Origin of the sequence: Pseudomonas sp. BNK-7 (assembly GCF_048072025.1) — a bacterium.
GTDB lineage: Bacteria > Pseudomonadota > Gammaproteobacteria > Pseudomonadales > Pseudomonadaceae > Aquipseudomonas > Aquipseudomonas danubii.
In genome coordinates this window covers 6,120,526-6,145,838 of the sequence record NZ_CP182252.1, presented here as the reverse complement: position 1 = coordinate 6,145,838, position 25,313 = coordinate 6,120,526, and the positions used below count along the sequence as shown (strand labels likewise).

Below are 25,313 nucleotides of genomic sequence, written 5' to 3'. Positions count from 1 at the left end.
CCCGCATGAAATGGATGAACTGATGTACAGCCTTGAAGACCTGCGCCACCTGATGGCGCGCCTGCGGGACCCGCAATACGGTTGCCCGTGGGACATCAAGCAGAACTACGCCAGTATCGTTCCCCATACCTTGGAGGAGGCCTATGAGGTCGCCGACGCCATCGAGCGCGGCGACTTCGACCACTTGCAGGGTGAGCTGGGCGATCTGCTGTTCCAGGTGGTGTATTACAGCCAGCTGGCCCGGGAGGAGGGGCGCTTCGAATTCGATGGGGTGGTGGACAGCATCACCCGCAAGCTGATTCGCCGGCATCCCCATGTATTCCCTACTGGCGACTTGTACGCGCCGCTGGATATCCCGCGGCTCAACGAGGAGCAGGTCAAGGAGCGCTGGGAGCAGATCAAGGCCGAGGAACGGGCAGAGAAGTCCGACGCTCCGCAGCAGCTGTCCCTGCTCGATGATGTGCCGGTGGCCCTGCCGGCCCTGTCCCGCGCGGCCAAGTTGCAAAAGCGCGCGGCGCAGGTCGGCTTCGACTGGCCGGACGCCCTGCCGGTGGTGGACAAGGTTCGTGAGGAACTGGACGAGGTGCTGGAGGCCATGGCCGACAACGACCCGGCAGCCATCACTGATGAAATCGGTGACTTGCTGTTTGTCGTGGTCAACCTGGCCAGGCACCTGAAGGTCGACCCGGAAACCGCCTTGCGCGGTGCCAATGCCAAGTTCGATCGGCGCTTCCGATTTATCGAGCAGGCATTGCGCGACACCGGCCGTCCCGTGGAAGATTGCACCCTCGAAGACTTGGACGCCCTGTGGGGTGAAGCCAAGCGTCAGGAAAAGAATTTGCCCAGCTGTGGCTGAGGCCGTTGCCTAAGTGAGTAAGCACCATGAGCCTTTCCCTTCGCGACCAGTTGCTCAAAGCAGGGCTGGTCAACCAAAAGCAGGCCAAGCAGGTCAGCAAAGACAAGCAGAAGCAGCAGCGCCTGGCCCATAAAGGCCAGATCGAACTCGATGACTCCCAGCAGCGCGCAGCCCAGGAAGCCATGGCCGAGAAGGTCAAGCGTGACCAGGAGCTCAATCGTCAGCAGCAGGAGAAGGCCGAGCAGAAGGCCCGTGCAGCGCAGATCAAGCAACTGATCGAAGTCTCGCGTCTGCCCAAGCTGAACACCGAGGATTACTACAACTTCGTCGACGACAAGAAGGTCAAGCGTCTGTCGGTGAACACCCTGATGCGCAACAAGCTCAGCAGTGGCTCCCTGGCCATCGTTCACCACGGTGGTGGTTACGAGGTGATTCCGCGGGAGGCGGCGCTGAAGATTCAGGAGCGCGATCCGCGGCGTATCGTACAGCTCAATACTCCCACCGAGGCGCCGGATGAGGATGATCCATACGCGGCCTATCAGATCCCTGATGATCTGATGTGGTAAGCATCAGGTAACGACCAACCCCGCTCATGGCGGGGTTGGTCGTTTATGGGGAGCAGGTAGGAATCCGCGTGGAGATCCCGGTGCTCCTGCGCTGACGTTGAGTCAGGAACTCTGAGGCGCGCGGTTCTGCTCGAGTTTTTCCAGTTCAGCCTTGTAGCTGTGGGCGTCGCTCTCAGAGTGGAACATGCCCACCAGCATGTCTTGTTGATGTACATCCCAGATCCGTACACCCGCGGCTACGCCTTCATGGGACATATGTGAATCGTCGCGTTCAGTTACTTTTACAGTCATCTGCTAGCTCCAATCTCGGTTGATCTGCAGCAAGGCGTGTGCAGGGCTCTTTTATATATTTTGTTAGCTTGCTAAGTAAATTGCCTGGATCTGCAACAGACCTTTGCAGGATCGGCGACAATCCCGCAGGCCGCGAAAACCGTGACATTTCGCCGCAGTCGGCGAAGTTTCATGACAAAAGTTTCATCTAGGAGGGCTTGCCCCGGCGTCTGGCAGGCGGACATGGAGTGACATTTCAAGCAAAAAAAAGCCCCGCTTTCGCGAGGCTTTGATCGTGCTGCGGCTTAACTGCCTTTGACTGTCTTGCCGTTGACGGTGCCGTTGAGGAGCATGATGTTGTACTCCTTGCCGTCGGTTTCCACCTGTTGCAGGCGTACCAGCAGGTAATCCCAGTCCTTGGCGAACCACATCACGGTGATGCGTTTGCTCTGTGTCGGGTCGCGCACGCGCTCGACCTTGATCGCATCGATCTGGCCGGCCTTGGTGTCGACCTTCTCCGAGCCCAGGACGCGGAAGTCATAGGTGTCGACTTCACCGCCATCGACCACTTGATAGCTCATGGTCTTCTTGCCGGCGGCTACGTCATGCTGCAGGGCCAGCTGGTAGGTGGATTTGTCCACCATGCCGGTATTCAGAGGCAGCTTGACCGCATCGCCGCGGTCGGTGCCGGTGACCATCTTCGCGCTCCAGTCGAAGTCCAGGTCGGCTTTCTTGGCCTTGCCCAGACCACCGCGTTCGAAGTGATAGGACTGGGGCACCAGGGTGTCCTTGTCCAGGGTCAGGGTGCTTTCTTCACTCAGGCTGGCGATCATCATCGATGCCTTGAAGCTGAGTTTCCACGTGCCGTTGGCGGTTTTTTCCAGGCTGCGTTCAGCTGTGCCGCTCATGGGCAACTGCTTCCAGTCGGCGGTATAGCTGGCGGAGAACGGTTGAAGGTCTGCCGCCTGCACAACCGGCAGGGCGAACAGAGCACAAGCGAAGAGCAGGGCGCGACGCATAAAATCTCCTAGGTTCGAATCAAATAGCCGCTGGCGGCCAGTAATTGACCATCCAGTAAAGTACCCTGATCGCCGAGCGTCAGCCGACCTTCGGCAAACCAGCGTACGGCCATGGGGTAAATCCGGTGTTCCTGGACGTGCACTCGCTGCGCCAGGCTTTGCGGCGAGTCGTGCAACTCTACCGGGATCACAGCCTGTACGACCAGAGGCCCGCCATCGAGTTCCTCGGTGACGAAGTGCACACTGCAACCGTGCTCGGTATCTCCGGCCTCCAGCGCCCGCTGATGAGTGTGTAACCCTTTATATTTGGGTAGCAGCGAGGGATGGATATTCAACAGGCGGCCCTGGTAGTGGCGGACGAATCCAGCGCTGAGAATGCGCATGAACCCGGCCAGTACCACCAGTTTTGGTTGGAAGGTATCGATCAGCTCGATCAACCCCTGGTCGAAGGCCTCGCGGCCTTCGAAGGTGGTGTGATCAAGGAAGCGGGTAGCGATACCCGCTTCCTTGGCGCGCTGCAGGCCATAGGCGTCAGCGCGGTTGGAGATCACGGCAGCGATGCGAAACGGACTGTCGTCGGTCCGCGCGTTGTCGATCAGGGCTTGCAGGTTACTGCCGGTGCCGGACAGCAGCACCACAACATCACAGGTCGGCGACATCCGCTCTTGCATCAGTGGGCCTTGAGGTTCTTCAGCTCAACCTGGGCCGCGCCTTCGGCTGCGGTGGCGATTTGGCCAATGACCCAAGGCTGCTCGCCAGCTTCGCGCAGAACGTTCAGGGCGTTTTCGACCTGGTCCTGGGCGACGCAGATGACCATGCCCACGCCACAGTTCAGTACGCGGTGCATTTCGTGTTCGTCGACGTTGCCTTGCTCTTGCAGCCAGTCGAAGACCGCCGGACGCTTCCAGCTCGCCACATCGACCACCGCCTGGGCGCCTTTTGGCAGCACGCGCGGGATGTTGTCCAGCAGGCCGCCGCCGGTAATGTGGGCCATGGCCTTGACCGCGCCGGTGTCCTTGATCAGCTTGAGCAGCGGCTTGACGTAGATGCGGGTCGGGGCCATCAGCAGGTCGGTCAGTGGCTTGCCGTCCAGCTGGATGCTTTCGATGTCGGCACCGGATACTTCGATGATCTTGCGGATCAGCGAGTAGCCGTTGGAGTGCGGGCCGGAAGACGGCAGGGCCAGCAGGGCGTCACCGGCGGCGACTTTCGAGCCGTCGATGATTTCGGCTTTTTCCACCACGCCGACGCAGAAACCGGCCAGGTCGTAGTCTTCGCCCTCGTACATGCCTGGCATTTCAGCGGTTTCGCCGCCCACCAGGGAGCAGCCGGACAGTTCGCAGCCGGCGCCGATGCCGGTCACTACCTGGGCTGCGGTGTCGACGTTGAGCTTGCCGGTGGCGTAGTAGTCGAGGAAGAACAGCGGTTCGGCGCCGCAGACCACCAGATCGTTGACACACATGGCCACCAGGTCGATGCCGATGCTGTCGTGCTTGTTCAGGTTCAGGGCCAGGCGCAGCTTGGTGCCGACGCCGTCAGTACCGGAAACCAGTACAGGCTGCTTGTAGCCAGCCGGGATTTCGCAGAGGGCGCCGAAACCGCCCAGGCCGCCCATGACTTCCGGGCGCGCAGTGCGCTTGGCGACGCTCTTGATGCGTTCGACCAATGCTTCACCGGCGTCGATGTCTACACCGGCGTCTTTGTAGCTCAGGGAGGGTTGCTTGCTCATGATCCAGGCCTTTAGGGGGGATTCAGGGGGTATCGACCGAACCAGAGAGCCTGCTGAAACACTGCAAAAGGGTTTCAGGGTGCCCAGCTGATGCCGGTCTGCGAAGGCGCGCGATTTTATCAGGCTTGAGGGGCAGCGGCCATCCTCGGGCCGACGGGTAGAGGCATATCCGGTTAAAAAAACTGCGATTGGCCGTGTTGGTGCCCCTGCCCATGCCTGTATAAGGTATAGCGCTCAAGTGGCTATCGTTATGACAGTGCGAAAACAATCGGGCGACGGGTGAATGTTTTGCCGGGGCTTGTGGTCACAGCCTTGCTCGCAGCGGTTCATGGGTACTGTTTCAATCGTTTTTTGTCGTCGGGAATCTTCCATGCGTCTGGGTAAATTTCTATTTGTGGGCTGTTTGTCATTGGTCAGCCTGGCGAGTCATGCCGAAACCCTCAATGGCTTGTATCAGGTGCGTGAGCCGGTGAGCAGCCAGTCGCCCGAAGAGCGCAACCAGGCCACCCAGCGAGCACTGGAAACCCTGGTGCTGCGTCTCACTGGTGACGCCAAGGCTGCGCAGGGTCCCGGTCTGGCAGCGATCCGCAAGGACCCGCAGCAGATCATCAGTCAGTACGGTTATGACGCCGGGCCGCCGGAAAGCTTGCAGGTGGACTTCGATCCGGTCAGTACCGATCGTGCCCTGCGTCAGGCGGGGTTGCCATTGTGGGGAAGCAATCGGCCGTCGATCCTCGGTTGGTGGCTGAGTGACTCAACCGAAGGCTCGAGCCTGGTCGGGGATGGCCAGGCCAGTGCCGCGCCCCTGCGGCGAGCCGCTCAGCATCGTGGCCTGCCTCTGCGTTTGCCTCTTGGCGACCTGGATGAGCAGATCGTCGCGACGGCGCCGAATCTCGAAGGCGCCGATCCGACTCCGCTGCGTGAAGCTTCCGAGCGCTACGGCGCAGATGCGCTGTTGGCGGTACATGCTCGTGAAGAGGGCGGCCAATGGCAGGCCAAGTGGCGGTTGTGGCTTGGCGATCAGAAAGAGCAAGGCACTGTTCAGGGGGCTGATACCGCCGCCCTGGCAGATGGCGTGTTGCTTGCGGTGAGTCAGCGTCTGGCACCGCGTTTCGTTACCCGTCCCGGTGTTTCCAGTGAGCAGTTGCTGGAAGTGCAGGGCATGACCCTGGAGCACTATGCCGCCTTGGGGCACCTTTTGGAGCCTTTCGGTGCGCAGTTGCAGAGTATCGACGGTGACCGGGTCGTCTATCGGGTCAATGGCAGCGCGGAGCAACTGCGGGCGCAGTTGTCCCTGGCCAAGCTGCAAGAGATCCCGGCTGATGAGGTGCCGGCTCCCCAGGTGTCTGTGCAAGGCGGGCAAGGCACCGCGCCGGTCGCAGCGCCTGCGACACCGGCACAGTTGCGTTTTCGTTGGTAGCAGGTTGATTTCCTTCTATATAGAAGCAGGAGTGGTTTATGGCTGATACGCGTCGTTGGGTCTGGTTGGGTGGAGTGCTCCTGGTTTGTGGGTTGGTTTACCTGCTGCACCCGATCCTGAGTCCGTTCCTGGTGGCGCTGTTGCTGGCCTATCTGTTCGACCCCTTGGTGGATCGCCTGGAAAAATGGGGGCTATCCCGAACCTGGGGTGTGGTGGCTGTGTTTGCGCTGTTCACCCTGATCGTGATGACGCTGCTGCTGGTATTGGTGCCGATGCTGGCCAAGCAGTTGCTGCGATTGTATGAATTGGCGCCGCAAATGCTCGACTGGATGCAGCACTCGGCAATGCCCTGGGTGCAGTCCCGGCTGGGGTTGGCGGATGGCTTCTGGAAGTTCGACAAGGTCAAGGCTGCCATCAGCGAGCATATGGGGCAGACCACGGACATCGTGGGTGTGGTGCTGAGCCAGGCCACGGCTTCGGGGTTGGCGCTGATCGGCTGGCTGGCCAACCTGGTGCTGATCCCGGTGGTCAGCTTCTACCTGCTGCGGGACTGGGATCTGATGATGGCCAAGATCCGGAGCCTGTTGCCGCGCAATCGCGAGGAGCGGGTGATGTCCCTGGCGGGTGAGTGTCATGAGGTGCTGGGGGCATTTGTCCGCGGGCAATTGCTGGTGATGCTGGCTCTCGGAGTGATCTATGCGGCAGGGCTGATGTTGGTAGGGCTCGAGCTGGGCTTGTTGATCGGCCTGATTGCCGGTTTGGCAGCGATCGTGCCGTACATGGGCTTTGTCATAGGCATTGGAGCTGCGCTGATAGCCGGTCTGTTCCAGTTTGGTGGCGACCTGTACCCGATGCTCGGCATCGTTGCGGTATTCATGGTCGGGCAGGCGCTGGAGGGGATGGTGCTGACGCCGTTGCTGGTAGGTGATCGCATTGGTCTGCATCCGGTGGCGGTAATCTTTGCCATTCTTGCGGGTGGCGAGCTGTTCGGGTTTACCGGGGTGCTGCTGGCTCTGCCGGTGGCGGCGGTGATCATGGTGCTCGTACGCCATGTGCATGACCTGTACAAGGACTCGGACATCTACAGTGGTGCTGAAGACCCCGAACTGTAGGCGGGCAAAAGGCTCGACGAGCAGGGGCGCCCATTCATGACTGTCCATCTGTTGCTGTCCGGGCTGTCAAAGAATCCCCTTTGCCCCGCTTCGGCTGACGCAAACCTTTGATTTTGCTTGTGGTCTGCTGCATTGTGCGCTCGGCGTCACGGGTATAAACTTTGCAAACTTTACACAGAGGCCACTAACGGTTCCTTTGGAACTGTTCAGTCAGCATGAAACCGATTCAGCTGCCCCTAGGTGTGCGTCTGCGTGATGACGCCACCTTCATCAACTACTATCCAGGCGCCAATGCCGCTGCACTCGGCTACGTCGAGCGCCTATGCGAAGCCGACGCCGGTTGGACCGAAAGCCTGATCTACCTCTGGGGCAAGGACGGCGTAGGCCGTACGCATTTGCTGCAGGCGGCGTGTTTGCGTTTCGAGCAGTTGGGGGAGCCGGCAGTTTACCTGCCGCTGGCAGAGTTGCTGGATCGTGGTATCGAGATTCTCGACAATCTTGAGCAGTACGAATTGGTTTGCCTGGATGATCTGCAGGCGGTGGCCGGCAAGGCCGATTGGGAAGAGGCGCTGTTCCATCTGTTCAATCGCTTGCGTGACAGTGGTCGACGCTTGCTGATCGCGGCCTCGACCTCACCCCGGGAGTTGCCGGTGAAACTGGCGGACTTGAAGTCCCGTCTGACCCTGGCGCTGATATTCCAGATGCGTCCGCTCTCTGATGAAGATAAATTGCGTGCCCTGCAACTGCGTGCGTCCCGTCGTGGGCTGCATCTGACCGATGAAGTCGGGCATTTTATTCTGACTCGCGGGACTCGCAGCATGAGTGCACTTTTCGAGTTGCTCGAGCGCCTTGATCAGGCCTCATTGCAAGCTCAGCGCAAGCTGACCATTCCTTTCCTGAAAGAGACTCTGGGCTGGTAAAACCAAGGCCTGCAGCGCTTTGCTGGAAGGCGTTCGGCATATTTCAGGCGTCAGAAAACGCACCTTTGGAAGGGTTTCCAGAGGCGGGCGGACTTAAAATGGGCTTAAAGCCTTAGATGTACGGAAGAAACTCATAAGTCACATTCTGATCGATTGAATTTGCAAATGAGGGCGATAGAAGGCATAGTCGCGTCTTCTTTTATTTCAAGCCACGGTCGTGCCCATGCTAAATCGCTTCGCACCCCTCGTGCCTCTCGCACTCGTTACCCTGTTGTTTGGTTGCGCTTCTCACACCCCTGTGTCTCAGCAGCAACCCGTGCAACAGGCTCAAGTCTCCGCAAAAAACCAGTCTTCCGCTGTTTACCAGGAAGAGCTGGCAACTGAAAAGGAACTGGCAGAGTTCTCTGACAGCAAGCCTTACCAGTTGCCAGTTCTGGCTGACAGCATCCTTGAGCGCGGCATGTCCCTGATCGGTACCCGTTACCGTTTCGGCGGTACCTCGGAAGCCGGCTTCGATTGCAGCGGTTTCATTGGTTATCTGTTTCGCGAAGAGGCGGGCATGAACCTGCCGCGCTCCACTCGCGAAATGATCAACGTCAAGGCTCCTCTGGTAGCGCGTAACAACCTCAAGCCGGGCGATCTGCTGTTCTTCAGCACCAACGGTCGCGGGCGCGTCAGCCACGCCGGTATCTATCTGGGGGATGATCAGTTCATCCACTCCAGCAGCCGTCGCAGTGGCGGCGTGCGAGTAGACAGCCTGGGTGACAGCTATTGGAGCAAGACCTTCATCGAAGCCAAGCGAGCCCTCGCCATGGCACCGACTGTGGTCACTGCACGTAAATAAGCTGACTGTTTGTAGGGCGAAGTTAAAGTCTTACTTGAAGTTTGGCGTGTAGGCGCTAGAATCCTGATCTATTGTTGAAACTAACCGCGTAAGCCCTGCTTACGCGGTTTTGTTTTCAGTACCACGGCAGAGAAAGCCGCATCCCGATCAGGATTGTTCAGCTTATGTCGACCTCGGCCCGTTTCGCGCTTATTGCCCTCGCTGCACTGCTCAGTGCTTGCGCCAGTCGTACACCGCCTCCGGCGCCTGTGGTACGTGCTCCTGTATTCAATTCCTCCCAGGCCTTTTCTCCGGTTGCCGAAGACGTACTGTTTCGCGCCTTGGGTCTGGTAGGCACGCCCTATCGCTGGGGTGGCAATACACCGGACTCCGGATTCGATTGCAGCGGTTTGATTGGTTATGTCTACCGTGATGCGGCGGGTATTTCCTTGCCGCGCTCGACTCGGGAAATGATCGGCATGCAGGCGCCGGATGTGGGCAAGAATGCCTTGCAGACCGGTGACCTGATCTTCTTCGCCACCAATGGCGGTTCTCAGGTCAGCCATGCCGGGATCTATGTTGGCGAAGGGCGTTTCGTGCATGCCCCGGCCACAGGTGGCACCGTGAAGCTCGACAGTCTGTCCAAAGCCTATTGGCAGAAGGCCTACCTGAGCGCCAAGCGTGTACTGCAGCCGGAACATCTGGCGCACAACCCATAACACTTCTCCGGTCGAGGTGCTCGTGACTGCTCGTACCCTCAACCTCGACGATGCCCTTTATCAGTACCTGCTGGACGTTTCACTGCGTGAGACGCCCTTATTGCGTCGTTTGCGTGACGAAACCCAGGCGCTGCCCAATGCGCGCTGGCAGGTGGCGCCGGAGCAGGGGCAGTTCCTCGCGCTGCTGATCAAGCTGACCGGTGCTCGCCGCATCCTCGAGGTCGGGACCTTCACCGGCTATAGCGCCTTGTGCATGGCCCAGGCGCTGCCCGACGATGGTTTGTTGATCTGTTGTGATATTCCCGGCGATTACAATGCCACCGCCTGTCGTTACTGGAAGGACGCCGGAGTCGACCAGCGTATTGACCTGCGCCTGGCGCCCGCGCTGCAGACTCTGGCTGGCCTGGAGCAGGCGGGCCAGCTTGAGTCTTTCGATCTGATCTTTATCGATGCGGACAAGGCCAATTATCCAGCCTATCTGGAGTTTGCCCTGCGTTTGCTGCGAGTTGGGGGCCTGGCGGTGTTCGACAACACGCTATGGAGCGGGCGAGTGCTGGAGGCGAATGCCGCCAGTGAGGATACCCGAGCCATCCAGACGCTCAATCGCGCCTTGAAGGATGACTCGCGTATCGACCTGTCGCTGCTTCCCTTGGGGGATGGCCTGACCCTGTGCCGCAAGCGTTGAACTCAGGGCGCTTTGGCGGCGGATACCCGCCAGATCTTGTTGCCGACGTCATCGGCGACCAATAGCCCCCCTTGCTGATCGATGACTACCCCGACCGGGCGTCCCAGGGCTTTTTCATCGGCATTGAGAAAGCCGCTGAGTACGTCGATCGGTTGTCCCTGGGGTTTGCCTGCACGGAAAGGCACGAATATCACCTTGTAGCCGCTGTGGGGCTTGCGGTTCCAGGAGCCGTGCTGGCCGATGAAGGCTCCTTCGGTAAAGGGCGCGGGAAGTTTGCTGCCTTCGGCGAAGGTCAGGCCCAGTGAGGCTGTATGCGGGCCCACGGCATAATCCGGGGCGATTGCCTTGCTCACCTGTTCGAGGTTTTGTGGCTTGACCCGCACGTCCACGTGTTGCCCGTAGTAACTGAAGGGCCAGCCATAAAAAGCCCCGTCCTTGACCGAGGTGATGTAGTCCGGAACCAGGTCGCTGCCTATTTCGTCGCGCTCATTGACAGCGGTCCATAGCGCTCCACTGACCGGCTCCCAGGCCAGGCCGTTGGGGTTGCGCAGGCCGGTGGCGAACAGGCGATGCTTGCCGCTGGCTCGATCCACTTCCCAGATGGCTGCACGGCCTTCTTCTTTATCCAGGCCGTTTTCCCCAACGTTACTGTTCGAGCCGACGGTGACATACAGCTTGCTTGCGTCCTTGCTGGCGATGACGTTCTTGGTCCAGTGGTGGTTGAGTGTGCCGCCGGGGAGGTCGAGCACCTTGGTGGGGGCTGCGCTGATGTGGGTGTCACCGGCCTGATAGGGGAAGCGCAGCAGCTTGTCGGTGTCCGCTACATACAGATCATTGCCCACCAGGGTCATGCCGAATGGGGAGTTGAGGTTCTCCAGGAACAAGCTGCGGGTTTCGGCTACGCCGTCGTGATCCTGGTCTCGCAACAGGGTAATGCGATTGGCGCTGGGGACGGTTGCGCCGGCGCGGCCCATCACTTTTCCGGCGATCCAGCCGCGAATGCCCTGGCTGTCATCCGGCTTGGGCGGTGCATTGGTTTCAGCTACCAATACATCGCCATTGGGTAATACATACAGCCAGCGTGGGTGGTCGAGGTTTTCGGCGAAGGCGGCAACCTGTGTGCCGGCTGCTGCCGTGGGTTTTGCGCCCTCGGGCCAGCCGATGGCGGGGGCAATATTGACCGTGGGGATCAGCGTGGGATTGGGCTGCGGCAGTTTGGGGTTCGGTCCGGTGCCGTCCGAGACTTGCAGGCTTGAGGTTTCGCCGCAGGCGGTGAGGCCGGCGGCGATAGCGATAAGCAAGGTGTGTTGAAGCTTGAGCATGCTGATTTCCCTATGAGTGCACGAACGTCGTAGTCATAGAGGAGCATAGCCAGTCGATGGTTCCGCCTGATCAGCGGGCCTCCTTGAACAGTACGGCAATCCCCGGATGGTAGTGGCCGCTTTCGTTGTGCAGCTTGCGGTAGGCGTAGGGGAAGTACCAGGCTACGGCGCAGCAGTGCTCCTTTTGCAGTTCGTCCAGCATGTCCTGAAGTTCTTCGGGAGAGGCGCTGTGCTGGGCTTTTTGCGGGGCGACAAACAGGCAGCCAAGCCTCAGGTCGCTGGGGTAGCTGATCTTTCTGGCGTCACTGGCAATGTCCAGCAATGGCTGGGTCAGGTGCAGGCTGTTGACCCGCGGCCAGCGCTGGGTGCTCTGGATATAGGCGCGTTCGTCCTTGGTGGCCAGGTACAGGTCGGTACGAGCGTTGCGGGCGCCGTCTTCCTGTTGCTTCTTGCTGGGGCTGTGTTCCAGGCTGATCATCTCCGCCATCCAGGCCGCCGCAGAAAGCAATCCCAGGTTGGCCTTTTCATCGAACCAGTACGGGGTTTCGCTATCGCCGCGGACTGCGTTGTAGCGGTCAATGCAATCGAACCAGCGTTCCAGCATCGGGCGCAGGAATTCCAGCTTTGGATTGCTGATGATCATGCCTTGCATCGAGCTCACTCCTTATTGTTGTGCGGCAGGACCTTGGGTCCTGAGTTATGGCTTTTTGATATCACCGCTCTGAGTGTGGCACAAGATTGGCGTCAGTTTGTTGATGCAGTGCAGTTTTGTGTGATGTGCGACGGCTGGCTTTAATTGACGCTCCACCCCCAACCCTCTAACCTTCGCGACTTGTTTCAGGTGCTCTGTGGCCCATGGTCGACAGAGTGAAACAGGGAAGCCGGTCAGGGCCTGTTCCAGCGATGGACACGGCAACGATTCCGGCGCTGCCCCCGCAACGGTAGATGAGTCAAGGCTGTGCCACATGCCACTGTGTCGATGACATGGGAAGGCGCGCAGCCCGGCAGCGATGCCCCTCATGAGCCCGGAGACCGGCCTGATCCATCCAACGGCATCACGGTGGGCGATGCCAGGCTAGCGCCGTCTCTTTTTTTTCCTGCCCGCCGTTCCCCAGCCCCAACGGAGAGCTGCCCCATGAGTGAATCCCCCGATCGTGACGAGCGCCATCTGGCGCGCATGTTGCGCAAGAAAGCCGTGATCGACGAGCGCATCGCCAACTCGCCCAACGAATGTGGTCTGTTGCTGGTGCTGACTGGCAATGGCAAGGGCAAGAGCAGTTCGGCCTTCGGCATGCTGGCGCGGTCCATGGGCCACGGTATGCAGTGCGGGGTGGTGCAGTTCATCAAGGGCCGTAACAGCACCGGGGAAGAGTTGTTCTTCCGGCGTTTTCCAGAGCAGGTGCGGTTTCACGTGATGGGTGAGGGCTTCACCTGGGAGACCCAGGATCGCCAGCGCGACATTGCTGCGGCCGAAGCGGCCTGGGCGGTATCCAGGGAGCTGTTGAGCGACCCGGAGATTGGTCTTGTCGTACTCGACGAGTTGAACATCGCGCTCAAGCACGGCTACCTGGATCTGGACCAGGTGCTCAGTGATCTGCAGGCTCGGCCACCCATGCAGCATGTGGTGGTGACCGGCCGCGGCGCCAAGCCGGAGATGATCGAGCTGGCAGATACCGTCACTGAAATGGGCATGGTCAAGCATGCGTTCCAGGCCGGTATCAAGGCGCAGAAAGGTGTTGAGCTGTGAGTGTGAATTCATGACCGATGTTCGTCATTGCCCGGCGGTATTGATCGCCGCACCGGCTTCCGGCCAGGGCAAGACCACCGTGACCGCGGCACTGGCCCGCCTGCACCGCAACCAGGGGCGCAAGGTGCGGGTATTCAAGTGTGGTCCGGATTTTCTCGACCCAATGATTCTTGAGCGAGCCAGCGGTGCTCCGGTGTACCAGCTGGACATGTGGATGGTCGGGGAGCAGGAAAGCCGTCGCTTGTTGTGGGAGGCTGCGGGCGAAGCAGACCTGATCCTGATCGAAGGGGTCATGGGGCTGTTCGATGGCACGCCCTCCAGTGCCGATCTGGCGCGGCATTTCGGCGTCCCGGTGTTGGGGGTGATCGATGGCACCGCCATGGCCCAGACCTTTGGTGCGCTGGCCCTGGGACTGGCCCGCTATCAGCCGGACCTGCCGTTCGCCGGGGTGCTGGCCAATCGGGTAGGCACCTTGCGCCACGCGCAGTTGCTCGAAGGAAGCCTCACCGAGGGATTGCGCTGGTACGGTGCCTTGTCCCGAGAGACTGACATCGAACTGCCCAGTCGCCACCTGGGGCTGGTACAGGCCAGCGAGCTGAATGATCTTGACCTGCGCCTTGATGCTGCCGCTGAAGCCCTGGCCAGCAGTTGCCAAGTGGCACTGCCGCCGGCAGTGAGCTTTGCCGCACCAACGCCGGTACCCTGCGAGCCTTTGCTTGCCGGTGTGCGAATCGCCGTGGCGCGGGATGAGGCGTTTGCCTTTACCTACGGTGCCAGCCTGGATCTGTTGCGGGCCATGGGCGCGCAGTTGAGCTTCTTCTCGCCGATTCATGACACTGAGCTGCCGGAGGCGGACAGTCTGTATCTGCCCGGTGGATACCCTGAATTGCACCACCAGGCGCTGGCGCAAAACACCGCGATGCTGGGTGCCATTCGTGCCCATCATGGTGCGGGCAAGCCGTTGCTCGCGGAGTGTGGCGGCATGTTGTACTTGCTGGACTCCCTGACCGACGTCGAAGGCCAGCGTGCCAATCTCTTGGGGCTGCTGCCCGGTGATGCCGTGATGCAAAAGCGCCTCGCGGCCCTGGCCTTGCAAGCGGTGGAGTTACCGGAAGGCAGCTTGCGTGGTCACACCTATCATCATTCCCTGACCAGCACGCAACTCGAGCCGATTGCCCGCGGCATCAGCCCCAATGGTGGCCGTGGTGCGGAAGCGGTGTATCGCGATGGGCGGATGACGGCCTCCTATGTGCACTTTTACTTTCCGTCCAACCCGGCGGCGGTGGCGGCTTTGTTCGTGCCAGCTCGCGCTGGCAAGCCAACGCCTGTAGAGGATGCGGTAGGTGAGTGAGCAGGATTTTTCTACGGCGGAGCGTGAGGCGGTTTATCGCGCCATTGCCGAGCGCCGGGATATGCGTCACTTCGCCGGTGGCAGTGTCGCGCCCGAGCTGCTGCGGCGTTTGCTGGAGGCGGCGCATCAGGCACCCAGCGTGGGGTTGATGCAACCCTGGCGTTTTATCCGTATCAGCGATCGCCCGTTACGTGGACGAATCCAGCAGTTGGTGGAGGAGGAGCGGGTGCGCACTGCCGAGGCCTTGGGAGAGCGTTCCGACGAGTTCATGAAACTCAAGGTTGAAGGCATCAATGACTGTGCCGAGGTGCTGGTGGCGGCGTTGATGGATGGGCGTGAGCGGCATGTCTTTGGTCGGCGCACTCTGCCGGAAATGGACCTGGCTTCGCTGTCCTGTGCCATTCAGAACCTCTGGCTGGCGGCGCGCAGCGAAGGCCTGGGCCTGGGCTGGGTTTCGCTGTTCGAGCCCCAGGCCCTGGCCGACCTGCTGGGATTGCCCGCCGGTGCCAAACCCTTGGCCGTGTTGTGCCTGGGCCCGGTTACCGAGTTCTATCCGGCGCCGATGCTGGCGCTGCAGGGTTGGGCGCAACCCCGGCCATTGAGTGAGTTGCTGTATGAGAATTACTGGGGAGTGAGTCAATGAGTGTGGCGTTGCTGAGTGTCGCCGGGGTGGCGCTGGATGCGCTGCTGGGCGAACCCAAGCGCAGGCATCCGCTGGTGGCCTTTGGCCGTATGGCGGATCGTATCGAGCAACGTTTCAACGCCGCCGGCCGAGGCTGGCGCAGTCATGGGGTCACCGCCTGGGTACTGGCGGTGCTGCCCTTGACCCTGCTAGCCACGGCCCTGTCCTGGCTGCCCTACATTGGTTGGGTGGTGGAGATCATTGCACTGTATTGCGCCCTGGGCCTGCGCAGCCTCGGCGAGCACGTCGCGCCGGTGGCTCAGGCTTTGCGTAGTGAAGACCTGGATGAAGCCCGGCGTCGGGTCGGTTTTCTGGTGAGCCGTCAGACCAGTGAACTGGATGCCACCGAAGTGGCGCGGGCAGCCACTGAATCGGTGCTGGAAAACGGCAGCGATGCCGTGTTTGCCGCCTTGTTCTGGTTTGCCGTGGCCGGTGCGCCGGGGGTGGTGCTCTATCGCCTGAGCAACACCCTGGATGCAATGTGGGGCTATCGCAACGAGCGTTTTGAGCGTTTCGGCTGGGCGGCGGCGCGAATCGACGACCTGCTCAACTATATTCCTGCGCGCCTGGTGGCCCTGACCTATGCCTTGCTGGGCAAGACCCGCCTGGCGCTCAAATGCTGGTGGCGCCAGGGGCCGACCTGGGACAGCCCCAATGCCGGTCCGGTGATGGCGGCTGGAGCGGGCGCCCTGGGGGTCGAGTTGGGCGGCGCAGCGATTTATCACGGTGAGTTGCACCAGCGTCCGCAACTGGGCGAAGGCGAGCCGGCGAGTGCCGACTCCATCGATCGCGGTTGGCTGTTGGTGCAGCGGGGTGTCTGGCTGTGGTTGTTGATTTTGTGCCTGGGGGCTGAATTCTATGCTTGAGCACGGCGGAAGGTTGCGCAAGGCGGCCCAGGAATACGGGATCGCCGAAGAGGCCTGGCTGGATCTGTCCAGCGGATTGGCGCCCTGGCCATTTCCCTTGCCGACCATTCCCCTGCGTGCCTGGGCACGTCTGCCGGAAACCGATGATGGTCTGGAACAGGCGGCCTGCGCCTACTACGGCGCGACTGAGGTGCTGCCGGTGGCCGGTTCCCAGGCGGCGATCCAATTACTGCCGCGGCTGCGGCGGGCGGGCAAGGTCGGGGTCTTGTCACCCTGTTATGCCGAACACGCCGAGGCCTGGCGGCGCAGTGGCTACCGGGTGCGCGAGGTACTGGAGCAGGAAGTGGATTTCTTTCTCGACAGCCTCGATGTGCTGGTGGTGGTCAACCCCAACAACCCCACCGGTTTGAGCCTCACGCCCGAGCGCCTGCTGGATTGGCATGCCCGCTTGGCCCAGCGCGGTGGTTGGTTGGTGGTGGATGAAGCCTTCATGGATAACACCCCGCAACTGAGTCTGGCCCGGCATGCCCATCAGGTGGGGCTGATTGTCCTGCGTTCATTCGGCAAGTTCTTCGGGCTGGCTGGCGTACGCCTGGGCTTTGTCCTGGCCGAGCGCCGGTTGCTCAGGCTGTTGGCGGAGCAGGTTGGCCCTTGGGCGGTCAGCGGGCCGACCCGGGTGCTGGGGCAGGCTTGCCTGCGGGATGTCGAGGGGCATGCCCGGCAACGTCTGCGCAGTGAAGAGGCTAGCGAGCGCTTGAGTGAAGTTCTTGCGCGCTACGGCTTCAAGCCTCAGGGCGGCTGTGCGCTGTTCCAGTGGCTGATCACCGCCGAGGCCGAGCGGCTTTATCAATTCATGGCGCGGCGCGGCATTCTCCTGCGGCTGTTCGCCCACAACAGCAGTCTGCGCTTCGGCCTGCCCGCCGACGATGCCGATTGGGCGCGCCTGGAACAGGCGCTGCAGGCTTATCGCAAGGACTATTCATGAGCACGCTGATGGTACAGGGCACCACCTCGGATGCCGGCAAGAGCACGCTGGTGACCGCGCTGTGTCGCTGGTTGCTGCGCCGGGGCGTCAGCGTGGTGCCGTTCAAGCCGCAGAACATGGCGCTCAACAGTGCGGTGACCGCCGACGGTGGCGAGATCGGACGGGCTCAGGCGGTCCAGGCCCAGGCGGCCAACCTGGCACCCCACACCGATATGAACCCGGTGCTGCTCAAGCCCAACAGCGACACCGGCTCCCAGGTGATCATTCACGGACGGGCCGTCACCACCATGAATGCCGTGGCCTATCACGACTACAAGGCCATCGCCATGCAGGCGGTTCTGGCTTCTCATGAGCGTCTGCGAGGCGCTTATGACGTGGTGATGGTGGAAGGGGCCGGCTCTCCGGCAGAGATCAATCTACGGGCTGGCGACATTGCCAACATGGGGTTTGCCGAAGCGGTGGACTGTCCGGTGCTGCTGATTGCCGATATCAATCGTGGCGGGGTGTTCGCCCATCTGGTTGGGACTCTGGAGCTGCTTTCGCCCAGCGAGCAGGCGCGGGTCAAGGGCTTCATCATCAATCGTTTTCGTGGTGACCTGGCGCTTTTGCAGCCGGGCCTGGACTGGCTGGAGGCCCGTACCGGCAAGCCGGTGATTGGTGTGCTGCCCTATGTCATGGACCTGCATCTGGAGGCGGAGGACGGCATCGACCAGCGCCAGTCCGGCAAGGTCGAGCAAGTGCTGAAGGTGGTGGTGCCGGTGCTGCCGCGCATCAGCAATCACACGGATTTCGATCCGTTGCGCCTGCATCCTCAGGTGGACTTGCAGTTCATCGGCCCCGGGCAGGTGATTCCCGCCGCCGACCTGATCATTCTTCCCGGCTCGAAAAGCGTACGCGGCGATCTGGCCTATCTGCGAGCCAACGGCTGGGATCGGGCCATCGACCGGCACCTGCGTTATGGCGGCAAGCTGTTGGGGATCTGTGGTGGTCTGCAGATGCTCGGCAAGCAGTTGCACGACCCACTGGGCTTGGAAGGCGCGGCGGGCTCCAGCCCGGGCCTGGGCTTGCTGGATTTTGAGACCGTGCTCGAAGCAGAGAAACAGCTGCGTAACGTCAGCGGCAACCTGACCCTGGAGAATGCGCCGGTCAGTGGCTATGAAATTCACGCTGGGGTCACTCGCGGCCCGGCCCTGGAGCAGCCTGCGGTGCAGTTGGAGGACGGTCGCTGCGATGGCGCTTGCAGCGTCGATGAGCTGATCCTCGGCACCTATCTGCATGGTCTGTTCGAGACTCCGGCAGCCTGTGGTGCGCTGTTGCGCTGGGCGGGACTGCAGGATGTGCAGGAGGTGGATTACCACGCCTTGCGCGAACGCGATATCGAGCGTCTGGCGGATCTGGTGGAGCGTCATCTGGATACCGCCGCGCTGCTCAAGCTCTGTGGCCTGTAAGCCGCGGTGGACTTACTTTTCAAAGGTGCTCAAGCATGCTGCAACTGATTCTCGGCGGTGCCCGCTCCGGCAAGAGTCGCCTGGCGGAAAAACTGGCCACCGACAGCGCCCTTGAGGTGACCTACATCGCCACCAGCCAGCCTCTGGATGGCGAGATGAATCAACGTATTGCCCATCATCGTCAGCGTCGCCCGTCCCATTGGGGGTTGATCGAAGAACCGCTGGAGCTGGCCCGGGTGCTGCAGCAGGCCGCTGGCACCGGGCGTTGTCTGCTGGTGGATTGCCTGACCCTGTGGTTGACCAATCTGTTGATGCTCGAGGACGAGCAGCGCCTGGTGCTCGAGCGCGAGGCCTTGTTGCAGTGTGTGGCGACGCTGCCGGGGGAGATCATCTTTGTCAGCAACGAAACTGGAATGGGTGTCGTGCCCCTGGGCGAATTGACTCGCCGCTACGTGGATGAAGCCGGTTGGCTGCATCAAGCCCTGGCCGAACGTTGTCAGCGTGTGGTGCTGACGGTGGCCGGCCTGCCCCTGACTTTGAAAGGAACTGCGTTATGAGTAACTCCTGGTGGCTGAACCCGTGCAAGGCGGTCGATGCCCGGATGGTCGAGCAAGCCCTGGCGCGTCAACAGCAATTGACCAAGCCGGCCGGGTCCCTTGGCCAACTGGAGCCCTTGGCGGTACGTCTGGCCGGTTTGCAAGGTCAGCTCAAGCCAGGCCTTGAGCGGTTATGGATTTCGATTTTCGCCGGGGATCACGGGGTGGTTGCCGAGGGCGTATCCGCCTACCCACAGGAAGTGACTGGGCAGATGCTGCTGAACTTTGTCAGCGGCGGCGCGGCTATCAGCGTGCTGGCACGGCAACTGGGTGCGCAACTGGAGGTGGTGGACCTGGGCACAGTGGCCCCAGGATTGAGCCTGCCGGGGGTGCGCCACCTTAACCTGGGTGCCGGTACGCAGAACTTTGTCCAGGGGCCGGCCATGACCCCGGCTCAGGGGGAGCTGGCCCTGCAAGCAGGCCGCGACAGTGCCTTGCGCGCCCGAGCCGAGGGTGCCCAACTGTTTATCGGCGGTGAGATGGGCATTGGCAACACCACTGCCGCCAGTGCCATTGCCTGTGCCTTGCTGGACATTCCGGTGGCGCAGTTGGCCGGACCGGGCACCGGCTTGAATGCCGAAGGGGTCAACCACAAGGCCGAGGTCATCGAGCGGGCCTTGGCCCTGCATGCGCTGTCCCGCGACGATGCCTTGCAGACGCTGTTCAATCTCGGTGGTTTTGAAGTGGCTGCGTTGGTGGGGGCCTATCTGGCCTGCGCTCAGGAAGGAGTCGCAGTACTGGTTGATGGGTTTATCTGCAGTGTCGCGGCCCTGGTGGCGGTGCGCCTGAATCCGGCGTGCCGTCCATGGCTGCTGTTTGCGCATCAAGGGGCCGAGCCGGGGCACCGGCATGTGCTGGGCGCTCTGCAAGCCGACCCGTTGCTGGATCTGGGCTTGCGTCTGGGGGAGGGCAGCGGTGCCGCGCTGGCGGTGCCATTGCTGCGCCTGGCCTGTGATCTGCACGGGCAGATGGCGACCTTCGCCGAGGCGGCCGTGGCGGACCGCCCGGCATGACCCTGTATCTGGACCTGTTGCGCCACGGTGAAACCGAACTGGGCGGTGGTTTGCGCGGCAGTCTGGACGACGCCCTGACAGAGCGGGGCTGGCAACAGATGCGTGACGGGGTTCAGGGGCACGGGAGTTGGGATCTGATCGTCAGTTCACCCTTGCAGCGGTGCTCGCGTTTTGCCGAGCAACTGGCTGCGCAGTTGCAGTTGCCCCTGCTGCTGCAGCCTGATGTGCAGGAGTTGCATTTTGGGGCCTGGGAGGGGCAGAGCGCAGCGGCGCTGATGGAAACCAATGCCGATGACCTGGGCCGATTCTGGGCCGATCCCTATAGCTTTACTCCGCCCCAGGGAGAGCCCGTGGCGGACTTTTCCCAGCGGGTGCTGGGGGCGATCGAGGGCTTGTACCGGGACTGTGCCGGGCAGCGGGTGCTGTTGATCAGTCATGGTGGGGTGATGCGCCTGTTGCTGGCCCGGGCGCGGGGGCTGCCCCGGGAGCAGTTGCTGAATGTGGAAGTCAGCCACGGTGCGTTGTTCAGCTTGAAAGTCGCCTCTACGGGGCAATTGAGCGAGGAGGGCTGAGATGCTGCCATTCTGGATTGCCCTGCAGTTTCTCAGCAGCCTGCCCATTCGCCTGCCGGGCATGCCTCAGCCTGAAGAGCTGGGGCGCTCATTGCTGTTCTATCCGCTGGTGGGGCTGTTGTTCGGTGTGCTGTTGTGGTTGCTGGACGCCGTGCTCGCTGGCACCCCCTTGCTGCTACACGCGGCGTTGCTGCTGAGCGCCTGGGTATTGCTCAGCGGGGGATTGCACCTGGATGGATTGGCAGACAGTGCCGATGCCTGGCTGGGGGGCTTCGGTGATCGAGAGCGCACCTTGAGCATCATGAAAGACCCCCGGAGCGGGCCCATCGCTGTGGTGACGTTGGTGCTGGTGCTGTTGCTCAAGTTCGTTGCACTGGTGGCGCTGATCGAACAGCAGCAGGGCGTTGCCTTGTTGCTGGCACCTCTGATTGGGCGCGCCTCATTGCTGGGGTTGTTCCTTTGCACGCCATATGTGCGTGCGGGAGGCCTGGGTCAGGCGCTGGCCGATCATCTGCCTCCACTGGCAGGGCGACAGGTACTGGGCTTGAGTGTCCTGGTCTGTTTGCTGCTGGGGGGCTACAGCGGACTTTGGGTGGTGCTGCTGGCGGTGTTGCTGTTCTTCTGGTTGCGCCAGTTGATGATCCGGCGCCTGGGTGGCACTACCGGCGATACGGCGGGGGCTCTGCTGGAGTTGCTGGAGACGGCGGTATTGCTGGTGATGGTGCTTCTTTGAGCAAGCTCTGCAGTAGCTGCTTTTTCTGAAATTTCTTGCCTTGGATTAATAGCGGGTATATACACGCATCATGCTTCCCTCTCAATGTTTGTGCACCAATCTGCGTCGTGCCGCTCGTGGCGTCAGCAGGTATTACGACGGCGCCCTCGACGGCTTCGGGATTAACGTTGCCCAGTACTCTTTGCTGAACAATCTGCTGCGTCTCGATCAGCCGAGCATTTCCAGCCTGGCGGAGGCCATGGGCCTGGACCGCAGTACGCTGGGGCGTAATGTGCGAGTCCTGGAGGCTGCGGGCCTGGTCCGGTTGATGGAAGGTGACGACCAGCGCAATCGTCTGGTGCAACTGACCGAGGCGGGGCATGAGCGCTTGGTGGCAGCTTTGCCGGCCTGGGAAGCAGCCCAGCAGCGGCTGATCGATCGGCTTGGGGTGGAGAAGCGTGAAACCTTGTTGGCCTTGCTGAACGAACTCGCCTGAAGGCGTTTCGTTCGACTACAAGCGGGTATATACCCGCAACTGGAGAATAAAAATGTCATCGATGTGGCGCACCTGCGGCTGGGTACTTCTCGGCAGCGCATTGATCCTGGCGCTGTCGCTGGGGGTTAGGCATGGTTTCGGCCTGTTTCTGCCACCCATGAGCGCGCAGTTCGGCTGGGGCCGTGAAGTCTTCGCCTTTGCCATTGCCTTGCAGAACCTGATCTGGGGCCTGGCACAGCCGTTTACCGGTGCCCTGGCCGACCGTTTTGGTGCGGCCAAGGTGGTGCTGGTCGGTGGCGTACTGTACGCGGTCGGGCTGGTGTTCATGGGGCTTTCGGATTCGGCGCTGAGCCTGTCCCTGAGTGCCGGGTTGCTGATTGGCATCGGTTTGTCCGGAACTTCCTTCTCGGTGATTCTCGGGGTGGTCGGTCGTGCCTTGCCGCCGGAAAAGCGCAGCATGGGCATGGGGATCGCCAGTGCCGCAGGTTCCTTCGGCCAATTCGCCATGCTCCCGGGAACCTTGGGGCTGATCGGCTGGCTGGGCTGGTCGACGGCATTGCTGGTGCTGGGCCTGCTGGTGGCGCTGATCGTGCCGCTGGTCAGCATGCTCAAGGACAAGCCGCTGCCGGTGCTGGGGCATGAACAGAGCCTGGGCGAGGCCCTGCGTGAAGCCTGTTCTCACTCGGGGTTCTGGTTGCTGGCGTTCGGCTTCTTTGTCTGTGGTTTCCAGGTGGTGTTCATCGGCGTGCATCTGCCGGCCTATCTGGTGGATCAGCATCTACCGGCGACAGTCGGAACCACGGTGCTGGCGCTGATCGGCTTATTCAACATCTTTGGCACTTACACAGCGGGCTGGTTGGGCGGGCGGATGTCCAAGCCACGGCTGTTGACCGGTCTGTACCTGTTGCGTGCGGTGGTGATCGGCCTGTTCCTGTGGCTGCCGGTGACCCAGGCCAGTGCCTACCTGTTCGGCATGGCCATGGGCTTTCTCTGGCTGTCCACCGTGCCTTTGACCAACGGCACGGTCGCGACCTTGTTCGGGGTCAGGAACCTGTCCATGCTTGGCGGCATCGTGTTTCTGTTCCATCAGTTGGGCTCGTTCCTTGGCGGGTGGCTGGGGGGGGGGTGTATGACCGTACCGGGAGTTATGACTTGATCTGGCAGGTGGCGATTCTTCTCAGTCTGTTGGCCGCGGCTCTCAATTGGCCGGTGCGTGAGCGGCCGGTGGCGCGCTTGCAGGCGAGTGCAGCGTGAAGTCATGGCTGGGTTGGAGTGTCGGCCTGGGCGTCGGCATTGTGCTGTTGTGGCTGGCCTGGTGGGGATGGCATCGCGGCGGGCTGGCGCTGATGCAGTTGGGCATGGGTGCTTGCTAGGTGGCCAGAGGGGCGAGTAACGTCGATATCCGACGACTATTGAAGGACGCTGAACATGGCTAAGCGCTGGTTTGTGGTTCCGGCATTACTCACATTGTTTGCAGGTTCGGTCTGGGCGGCGGATTGTCCGGCGTTACTGCAGGGGTCTGTACCCAAGTTGCACGCCAAGGAATCCATCGATCTGTGCCAGCGCTTTGCCGGCAAGCCGCTGGTGGTGGTCAATACCGCGAGCTTCTGTGGGTTTGCTCCGCAATTCAAAGGCCTTGAGGCGCTGTATCAGCGTTATAAGGAGCAGGGGTTGGAAGTGGTGGGTGTTCCGTCCAATGACTTCAAGCAGGAGTCCAAGGATGGCGCTGAGACTGCCAAGGTCTGTTACGTCAACTACGGCGTGACGTTCACCATGACCGAGCCGCAAAAGGTTCGAGGGGCCGATGCGGTGCATCTGTTCAAGGTCCTGGCGCAGCAGAGCAATGCGCCGAAGTGGAATTTCTACAAGTACGTGGTGGATCGCCAGGGCAATGTTATTGCCAGCTTTTCCAGCCTGACCAAGCCGGATAACCCGGAGTTTATTGAGGCGGTAGAGAAGGCGTTGGCGTCCAAATCCTGAGTTTTGCGGATCAGCACATGAAAAAGCCCCGCCTCTTGAGAGGCGGGGCTTTTTCTTTCGGCTCTAGAGGCACAGGCCTCTTAACGATTTAGAAGCGGTAGGTTGCACCTACGCCGAAACCGTTCGCGCTGTTGTCGTACTGGGCGTTGTAAGTCTGGCCAAGGGCATTGCTGCGGTTGACGTTGACTTTCTCTTCCTTGAGGTAGGAGTAGGCAACGTCGATGGTCAGGTCTTCGGTTGGGCTCCAGCCGGCACCCAGGCTGAAGATGGTCCGGTCGCCGGTAGGGATGCGTGGTGAACGGTCAGTGTTGTTGGTTGGCGCCTGGTCAAAGGTCAGGCCGGTACGCAAGACCCACTGTTTGTTCAACTGGTAGGACGTACCGATGGCGTAAGCCCAGGTGTCATGCCAGTTCTGCTCTTCCTTGATGCTGCCCAGTTTCAGCGTCGGGGCCAGTGCGCCACCTGTTGCAGCAGTGACACCCTCGTTGTTGACGGTGATGTCTTTCAGGCGGCTCCAGCGGGTCCAGGTGGTACCGGCATAGAGTTTCCAGGCATCGTTCAGTTCCTGGGTGACCGAGAGGTCGTAGGACTCTGGAGTGTCGATTTTCAGGGAGGCGTCGTAGCGGTTGCTTTTCAGGAAGCCTGGGTTGGTGCCGGCACCGGCGGTGACATCAGTGTGGCCTTCCAGTTTGTATTTCACTTTCGAGTGGTAGGTCAGGCCCACGCGGGTGGTGTCGGTAGCCTGGACCAGCACGCCGATGTTGTAGCCATAACCAACGTCGTCACCCTTGATTTTGACTTTGCCGTCATTGGGCGAAAAAGGGGTAGTTAAGGCTGATTCCAATACACCGGAAATACGGTTGATGGTCGGGCCAAAACCGATCGAAACCTTATCGTTGAAGGCGTAGCTTACGGTTGGCTGGAACGTTACGACCTTGACTTCGCTTTTGCTGCCGAAGTTACGTCCCTGGAAGCTGCTTTCATAGTCGGTGACCAAACCAAATGGAGCATAGACCCCCAGGCCGAACGCCCATTGGTCATCGATTGGTTTGACGTAGAAGCCCATAGGCACAGCAGTTAAGGGCACCATATCGCCCTTGTTGGTGCCCTGGCGGCTGCCACTGGTGTTCCTGAGGTCAGTGGACGCATCGATAGCCGCCATACCGCCAGTGACTTGCTGGCGTTTCAGGCGCGACATACCGGCAGGGTTACCAAATACAGTACTTGCATCATCGGCAGCGGAAGAGCGGCCAGCAAAGCCAGTACCCATGCCGCTGATGCTTTGTTCGTTAAGAGCAAAACCGCTGGCGAAGAGTTGGGTAGAGGCAAGTGCAACCGCGAGACTGATGGTGGATTTGAGCATGAATTTTTTCATTATTAGAACTCCTGGTGATCACCGAGGCGAAAACTACCAACATTTCGGC

28 protein-coding genes, 1 pseudogene and 1 riboswitch are annotated in these 25,313 nt (G+C 61.0%); of the genes and pseudogenes, 22 read left to right on the top strand and 7 right to left on the bottom strand.

Going from position 1 to position 25,313, the window contains the following annotated elements:
• Positions 1–22 precede the first annotated feature (22 nt).
• Positions 23–856: a nucleoside triphosphate pyrophosphohydrolase gene (gene mazG / locus ACMGF8_RS27635; protein ID WP_102860999.1), complete on the top strand. Its 834-nt coding sequence runs from the start codon at positions 23–25 to the stop codon at positions 854–856.
• 26 nt (positions 857–882) lie between these two features.
• Positions 883–1,422 carry a DUF2058 domain-containing protein gene (locus ACMGF8_RS27630; protein ID WP_060840548.1) on the top strand — a complete coding sequence of 180 codons (540 nt, stop codon included), beginning with the start codon at positions 883–885 and terminating at the stop codon, positions 1,420–1,422.
• 102 nt (positions 1,423–1,524) lie between these two features.
• On the opposite strand, the gene ACMGF8_RS27625 is transcribed toward ACMGF8_RS27630, so the two are convergent.
• The 4 genes from ACMGF8_RS27625 to purM form a co-directional block, all read right to left on the bottom strand.
• A complete protein-coding gene (locus ACMGF8_RS27625) occupies positions 1,525–1,713 on the bottom strand; it encodes a hypothetical protein (RefSeq protein ID WP_011062706.1) in 189 nt (62 codons plus the stop codon).
• Positions 1,714–1,997: 284 nt separating this feature from the next.
• Positions 1,998–2,711: a DUF3108 domain-containing protein gene (locus ACMGF8_RS27620; RefSeq protein WP_102860742.1), complete on the bottom strand. Its 714-nt coding sequence runs from the start codon at positions 2,709–2,711 to the stop codon at positions 1,998–2,000.
• Between the two features lie 8 nt (positions 2,712–2,719).
• Positions 2,720–3,370, bottom strand: a complete 651-nt coding sequence (gene purN / locus ACMGF8_RS27615; protein ID WP_416760388.1) for a phosphoribosylglycinamide formyltransferase — start codon at positions 3,368–3,370, stop codon at positions 2,720–2,722.
• Between the two features lie 11 nt (positions 3,371–3,381).
• Positions 3,382–4,440 carry a phosphoribosylformylglycinamidine cyclo-ligase gene (gene purM, locus ACMGF8_RS27610; RefSeq protein ID WP_102860743.1) on the bottom strand — a complete coding sequence of 353 codons (1,059 nt, stop codon included), beginning with the start codon at positions 4,438–4,440 and terminating at the stop codon, positions 3,382–3,384.
• Positions 4,441–4,810: 370 nt separating this feature from the next.
• On the opposite strand from purM, the gene ACMGF8_RS27605 reads away from it, so the two are divergent.
• From ACMGF8_RS27605 to ACMGF8_RS27580, 6 genes are all read left to right on the top strand, one after another.
• A complete protein-coding gene (locus ACMGF8_RS27605) occupies positions 4,811–5,860 on the top strand; it encodes a DUF2066 domain-containing protein (RefSeq protein ID WP_102860744.1) in 1,050 nt (349 codons plus the stop codon).
• Between the two features lie 38 nt (positions 5,861–5,898).
• Entirely contained in the window at positions 5,899–6,972 is a 1,074-nt protein-coding gene (locus tag ACMGF8_RS27600) for an AI-2E family transporter (RefSeq protein WP_102860745.1), read from the top strand.
• A gap of 215 nt (positions 6,973–7,187) precedes the next feature.
• Entirely contained in the window at positions 7,188–7,892 is a 705-nt protein-coding gene (gene hda / locus ACMGF8_RS27595) for a DnaA regulatory inactivator Hda (protein WP_007898944.1), read from the top strand.
• Positions 7,893–8,115: 223 nt separating this feature from the next.
• On the top strand, positions 8,116–8,736 hold the full coding sequence (locus ACMGF8_RS27590; RefSeq protein ID WP_102860746.1) for a C40 family peptidase: 621 nt from the start codon (positions 8,116–8,118) through the stop codon (positions 8,734–8,736).
• 164 nt (positions 8,737–8,900) lie between these two features.
• The gene (locus ACMGF8_RS27585; protein WP_092311761.1) at positions 8,901–9,434 is read left to right on the top strand and encodes a C40 family peptidase; all 534 of its coding nucleotides are present in this window, start codon (positions 8,901–8,903) and stop codon (positions 9,432–9,434) included.
• 22 nt (positions 9,435–9,456) lie between these two features.
• Complete coding sequence (locus ACMGF8_RS27580; protein ID WP_102860747.1) at positions 9,457–10,119, top strand: class I SAM-dependent methyltransferase; 663 nt, start codon at positions 9,457–9,459, stop codon at positions 10,117–10,119.
• Positions 10,120–10,121: 2 nt separating this feature from the next.
• On the opposite strand, the gene ACMGF8_RS27575 is transcribed toward ACMGF8_RS27580, so the two are convergent.
• Both ACMGF8_RS27575 and ACMGF8_RS27570 read right to left on the bottom strand, forming a co-directional pair.
• Positions 10,122–11,441, bottom strand: a complete 1,320-nt coding sequence (locus ACMGF8_RS27575) for a PQQ-dependent sugar dehydrogenase (protein WP_102860748.1) — start codon at positions 11,439–11,441, stop codon at positions 10,122–10,124.
• 70 nt (positions 11,442–11,511) lie between these two features.
• Positions 11,512–12,093 (bottom strand): hypothetical protein, encoded by a 582-nt coding sequence (locus tag ACMGF8_RS27570; RefSeq protein WP_102860749.1) that lies wholly within the window; start codon positions 12,091–12,093, stop codon positions 11,512–11,514.
• A gap of 170 nt (positions 12,094–12,263) precedes the next feature.
• Positions 12,264–12,497: riboswitch (cobalamin riboswitch) on the top strand.
• Between the two features lie 79 nt (positions 12,498–12,576).
• On the opposite strand from ACMGF8_RS27570, the gene cobO reads away from it, so the two are divergent.
• From cobO to ACMGF8_RS27500, 14 genes and pseudogenes are all read left to right on the top strand, one after another.
• Positions 12,577–13,188, top strand: a complete 612-nt coding sequence (cobO, locus tag ACMGF8_RS27565; RefSeq protein ID WP_102860750.1) for a cob(I)yrinic acid a,c-diamide adenosyltransferase — start codon at positions 12,577–12,579, stop codon at positions 13,186–13,188.
• A gap of 10 nt (positions 13,189–13,198) precedes the next feature.
• Positions 13,199–14,539: a cobyrinate a,c-diamide synthase gene (locus ACMGF8_RS27560; protein ID WP_207166377.1), complete on the top strand. Its 1,341-nt coding sequence runs from the start codon at positions 13,199–13,201 to the stop codon at positions 14,537–14,539.
• Positions 14,532–15,182 (top strand): 5,6-dimethylbenzimidazole synthase, encoded by a 651-nt coding sequence (bluB, locus tag ACMGF8_RS27555; RefSeq protein WP_102860752.1) that lies wholly within the window; start codon positions 14,532–14,534, stop codon positions 15,180–15,182. The genes ACMGF8_RS27560 and bluB overlap by 8 nt, the downstream gene beginning before the upstream one ends.
• Positions 15,179–16,087, top strand: a complete 909-nt coding sequence (gene cbiB / locus ACMGF8_RS27550) for an adenosylcobinamide-phosphate synthase CbiB (protein WP_102860753.1) — start codon at positions 15,179–15,181, stop codon at positions 16,085–16,087. The genes bluB and cbiB overlap by 4 nt, the downstream gene beginning before the upstream one ends.
• On the top strand, positions 16,080–17,072 hold the full coding sequence (gene cobD, locus ACMGF8_RS27545; protein ID WP_416757901.1) for a threonine-phosphate decarboxylase CobD: 993 nt from the start codon (positions 16,080–16,082) through the stop codon (positions 17,070–17,072). Before cbiB ends, cobD begins: the two co-directional genes overlap by 8 nt.
• Entirely contained in the window at positions 17,069–18,520 is a 1,452-nt protein-coding gene (locus ACMGF8_RS27540) for a cobyric acid synthase (RefSeq protein ID WP_207166374.1), read from the top strand. Before cobD ends, ACMGF8_RS27540 begins: the two co-directional genes overlap by 4 nt.
• Positions 18,521–18,555: 35 nt before the next feature.
• Positions 18,556–19,077 carry a bifunctional adenosylcobinamide kinase/adenosylcobinamide-phosphate guanylyltransferase gene (gene cobU, locus ACMGF8_RS27535; RefSeq protein ID WP_102880546.1) on the top strand — a complete coding sequence of 174 codons (522 nt, stop codon included), beginning with the start codon at positions 18,556–18,558 and terminating at the stop codon, positions 19,075–19,077.
• Positions 19,074–20,129 (top strand): nicotinate-nucleotide--dimethylbenzimidazole phosphoribosyltransferase, encoded by a 1,056-nt coding sequence (gene cobT / locus ACMGF8_RS27530; RefSeq protein WP_207166373.1) that lies wholly within the window; start codon positions 19,074–19,076, stop codon positions 20,127–20,129. Before cobU ends, cobT begins: the two co-directional genes overlap by 4 nt.
• Positions 20,126–20,701: an alpha-ribazole phosphatase family protein gene (gene cobC / locus ACMGF8_RS27525; RefSeq protein ID WP_102860758.1), complete on the top strand. Its 576-nt coding sequence runs from the start codon at positions 20,126–20,128 to the stop codon at positions 20,699–20,701. The genes cobT and cobC overlap by 4 nt, the downstream gene beginning before the upstream one ends.
• A gap of 1 nt (position 20,702) precedes the next feature.
• Positions 20,703–21,434: an adenosylcobinamide-GDP ribazoletransferase gene (locus tag ACMGF8_RS27520; protein ID WP_102860759.1), complete on the top strand. Its 732-nt coding sequence runs from the start codon at positions 20,703–20,705 to the stop codon at positions 21,432–21,434.
• Between the two features lie 70 nt (positions 21,435–21,504).
• Complete coding sequence (locus ACMGF8_RS27515) at positions 21,505–21,909, top strand: MarR family winged helix-turn-helix transcriptional regulator (protein ID WP_102860760.1); 405 nt, start codon at positions 21,505–21,507, stop codon at positions 21,907–21,909.
• 52 nt (positions 21,910–21,961) lie between these two features.
• Positions 21,962–23,163 (top strand): annotated as a pseudogene (locus ACMGF8_RS27510) (MFS transporter).
• Complete coding sequence (locus ACMGF8_RS27505) at positions 23,160–23,282, top strand: hypothetical protein (RefSeq protein WP_258008952.1); 123 nt, start codon at positions 23,160–23,162, stop codon at positions 23,280–23,282. Before ACMGF8_RS27510 ends, ACMGF8_RS27505 begins: the two are co-directional and overlap by 4 nt.
• A 55-nt stretch (positions 23,283–23,337) precedes the next feature.
• Positions 23,338–23,889, top strand: a complete 552-nt coding sequence (locus ACMGF8_RS27500; protein ID WP_102860762.1) for a glutathione peroxidase — start codon at positions 23,338–23,340, stop codon at positions 23,887–23,889.
• Between the two features lie 88 nt (positions 23,890–23,977).
• Here ACMGF8_RS27500 and ACMGF8_RS27495 read toward each other — a convergent pair whose 3' ends face one another.
• Positions 23,978–25,264, bottom strand: a complete 1,287-nt coding sequence (locus ACMGF8_RS27495; RefSeq protein ID WP_102860763.1) for an OmpP1/FadL family transporter — start codon at positions 25,262–25,264, stop codon at positions 23,978–23,980.
• Positions 25,265–25,313 lie beyond the last annotated feature (49 nt).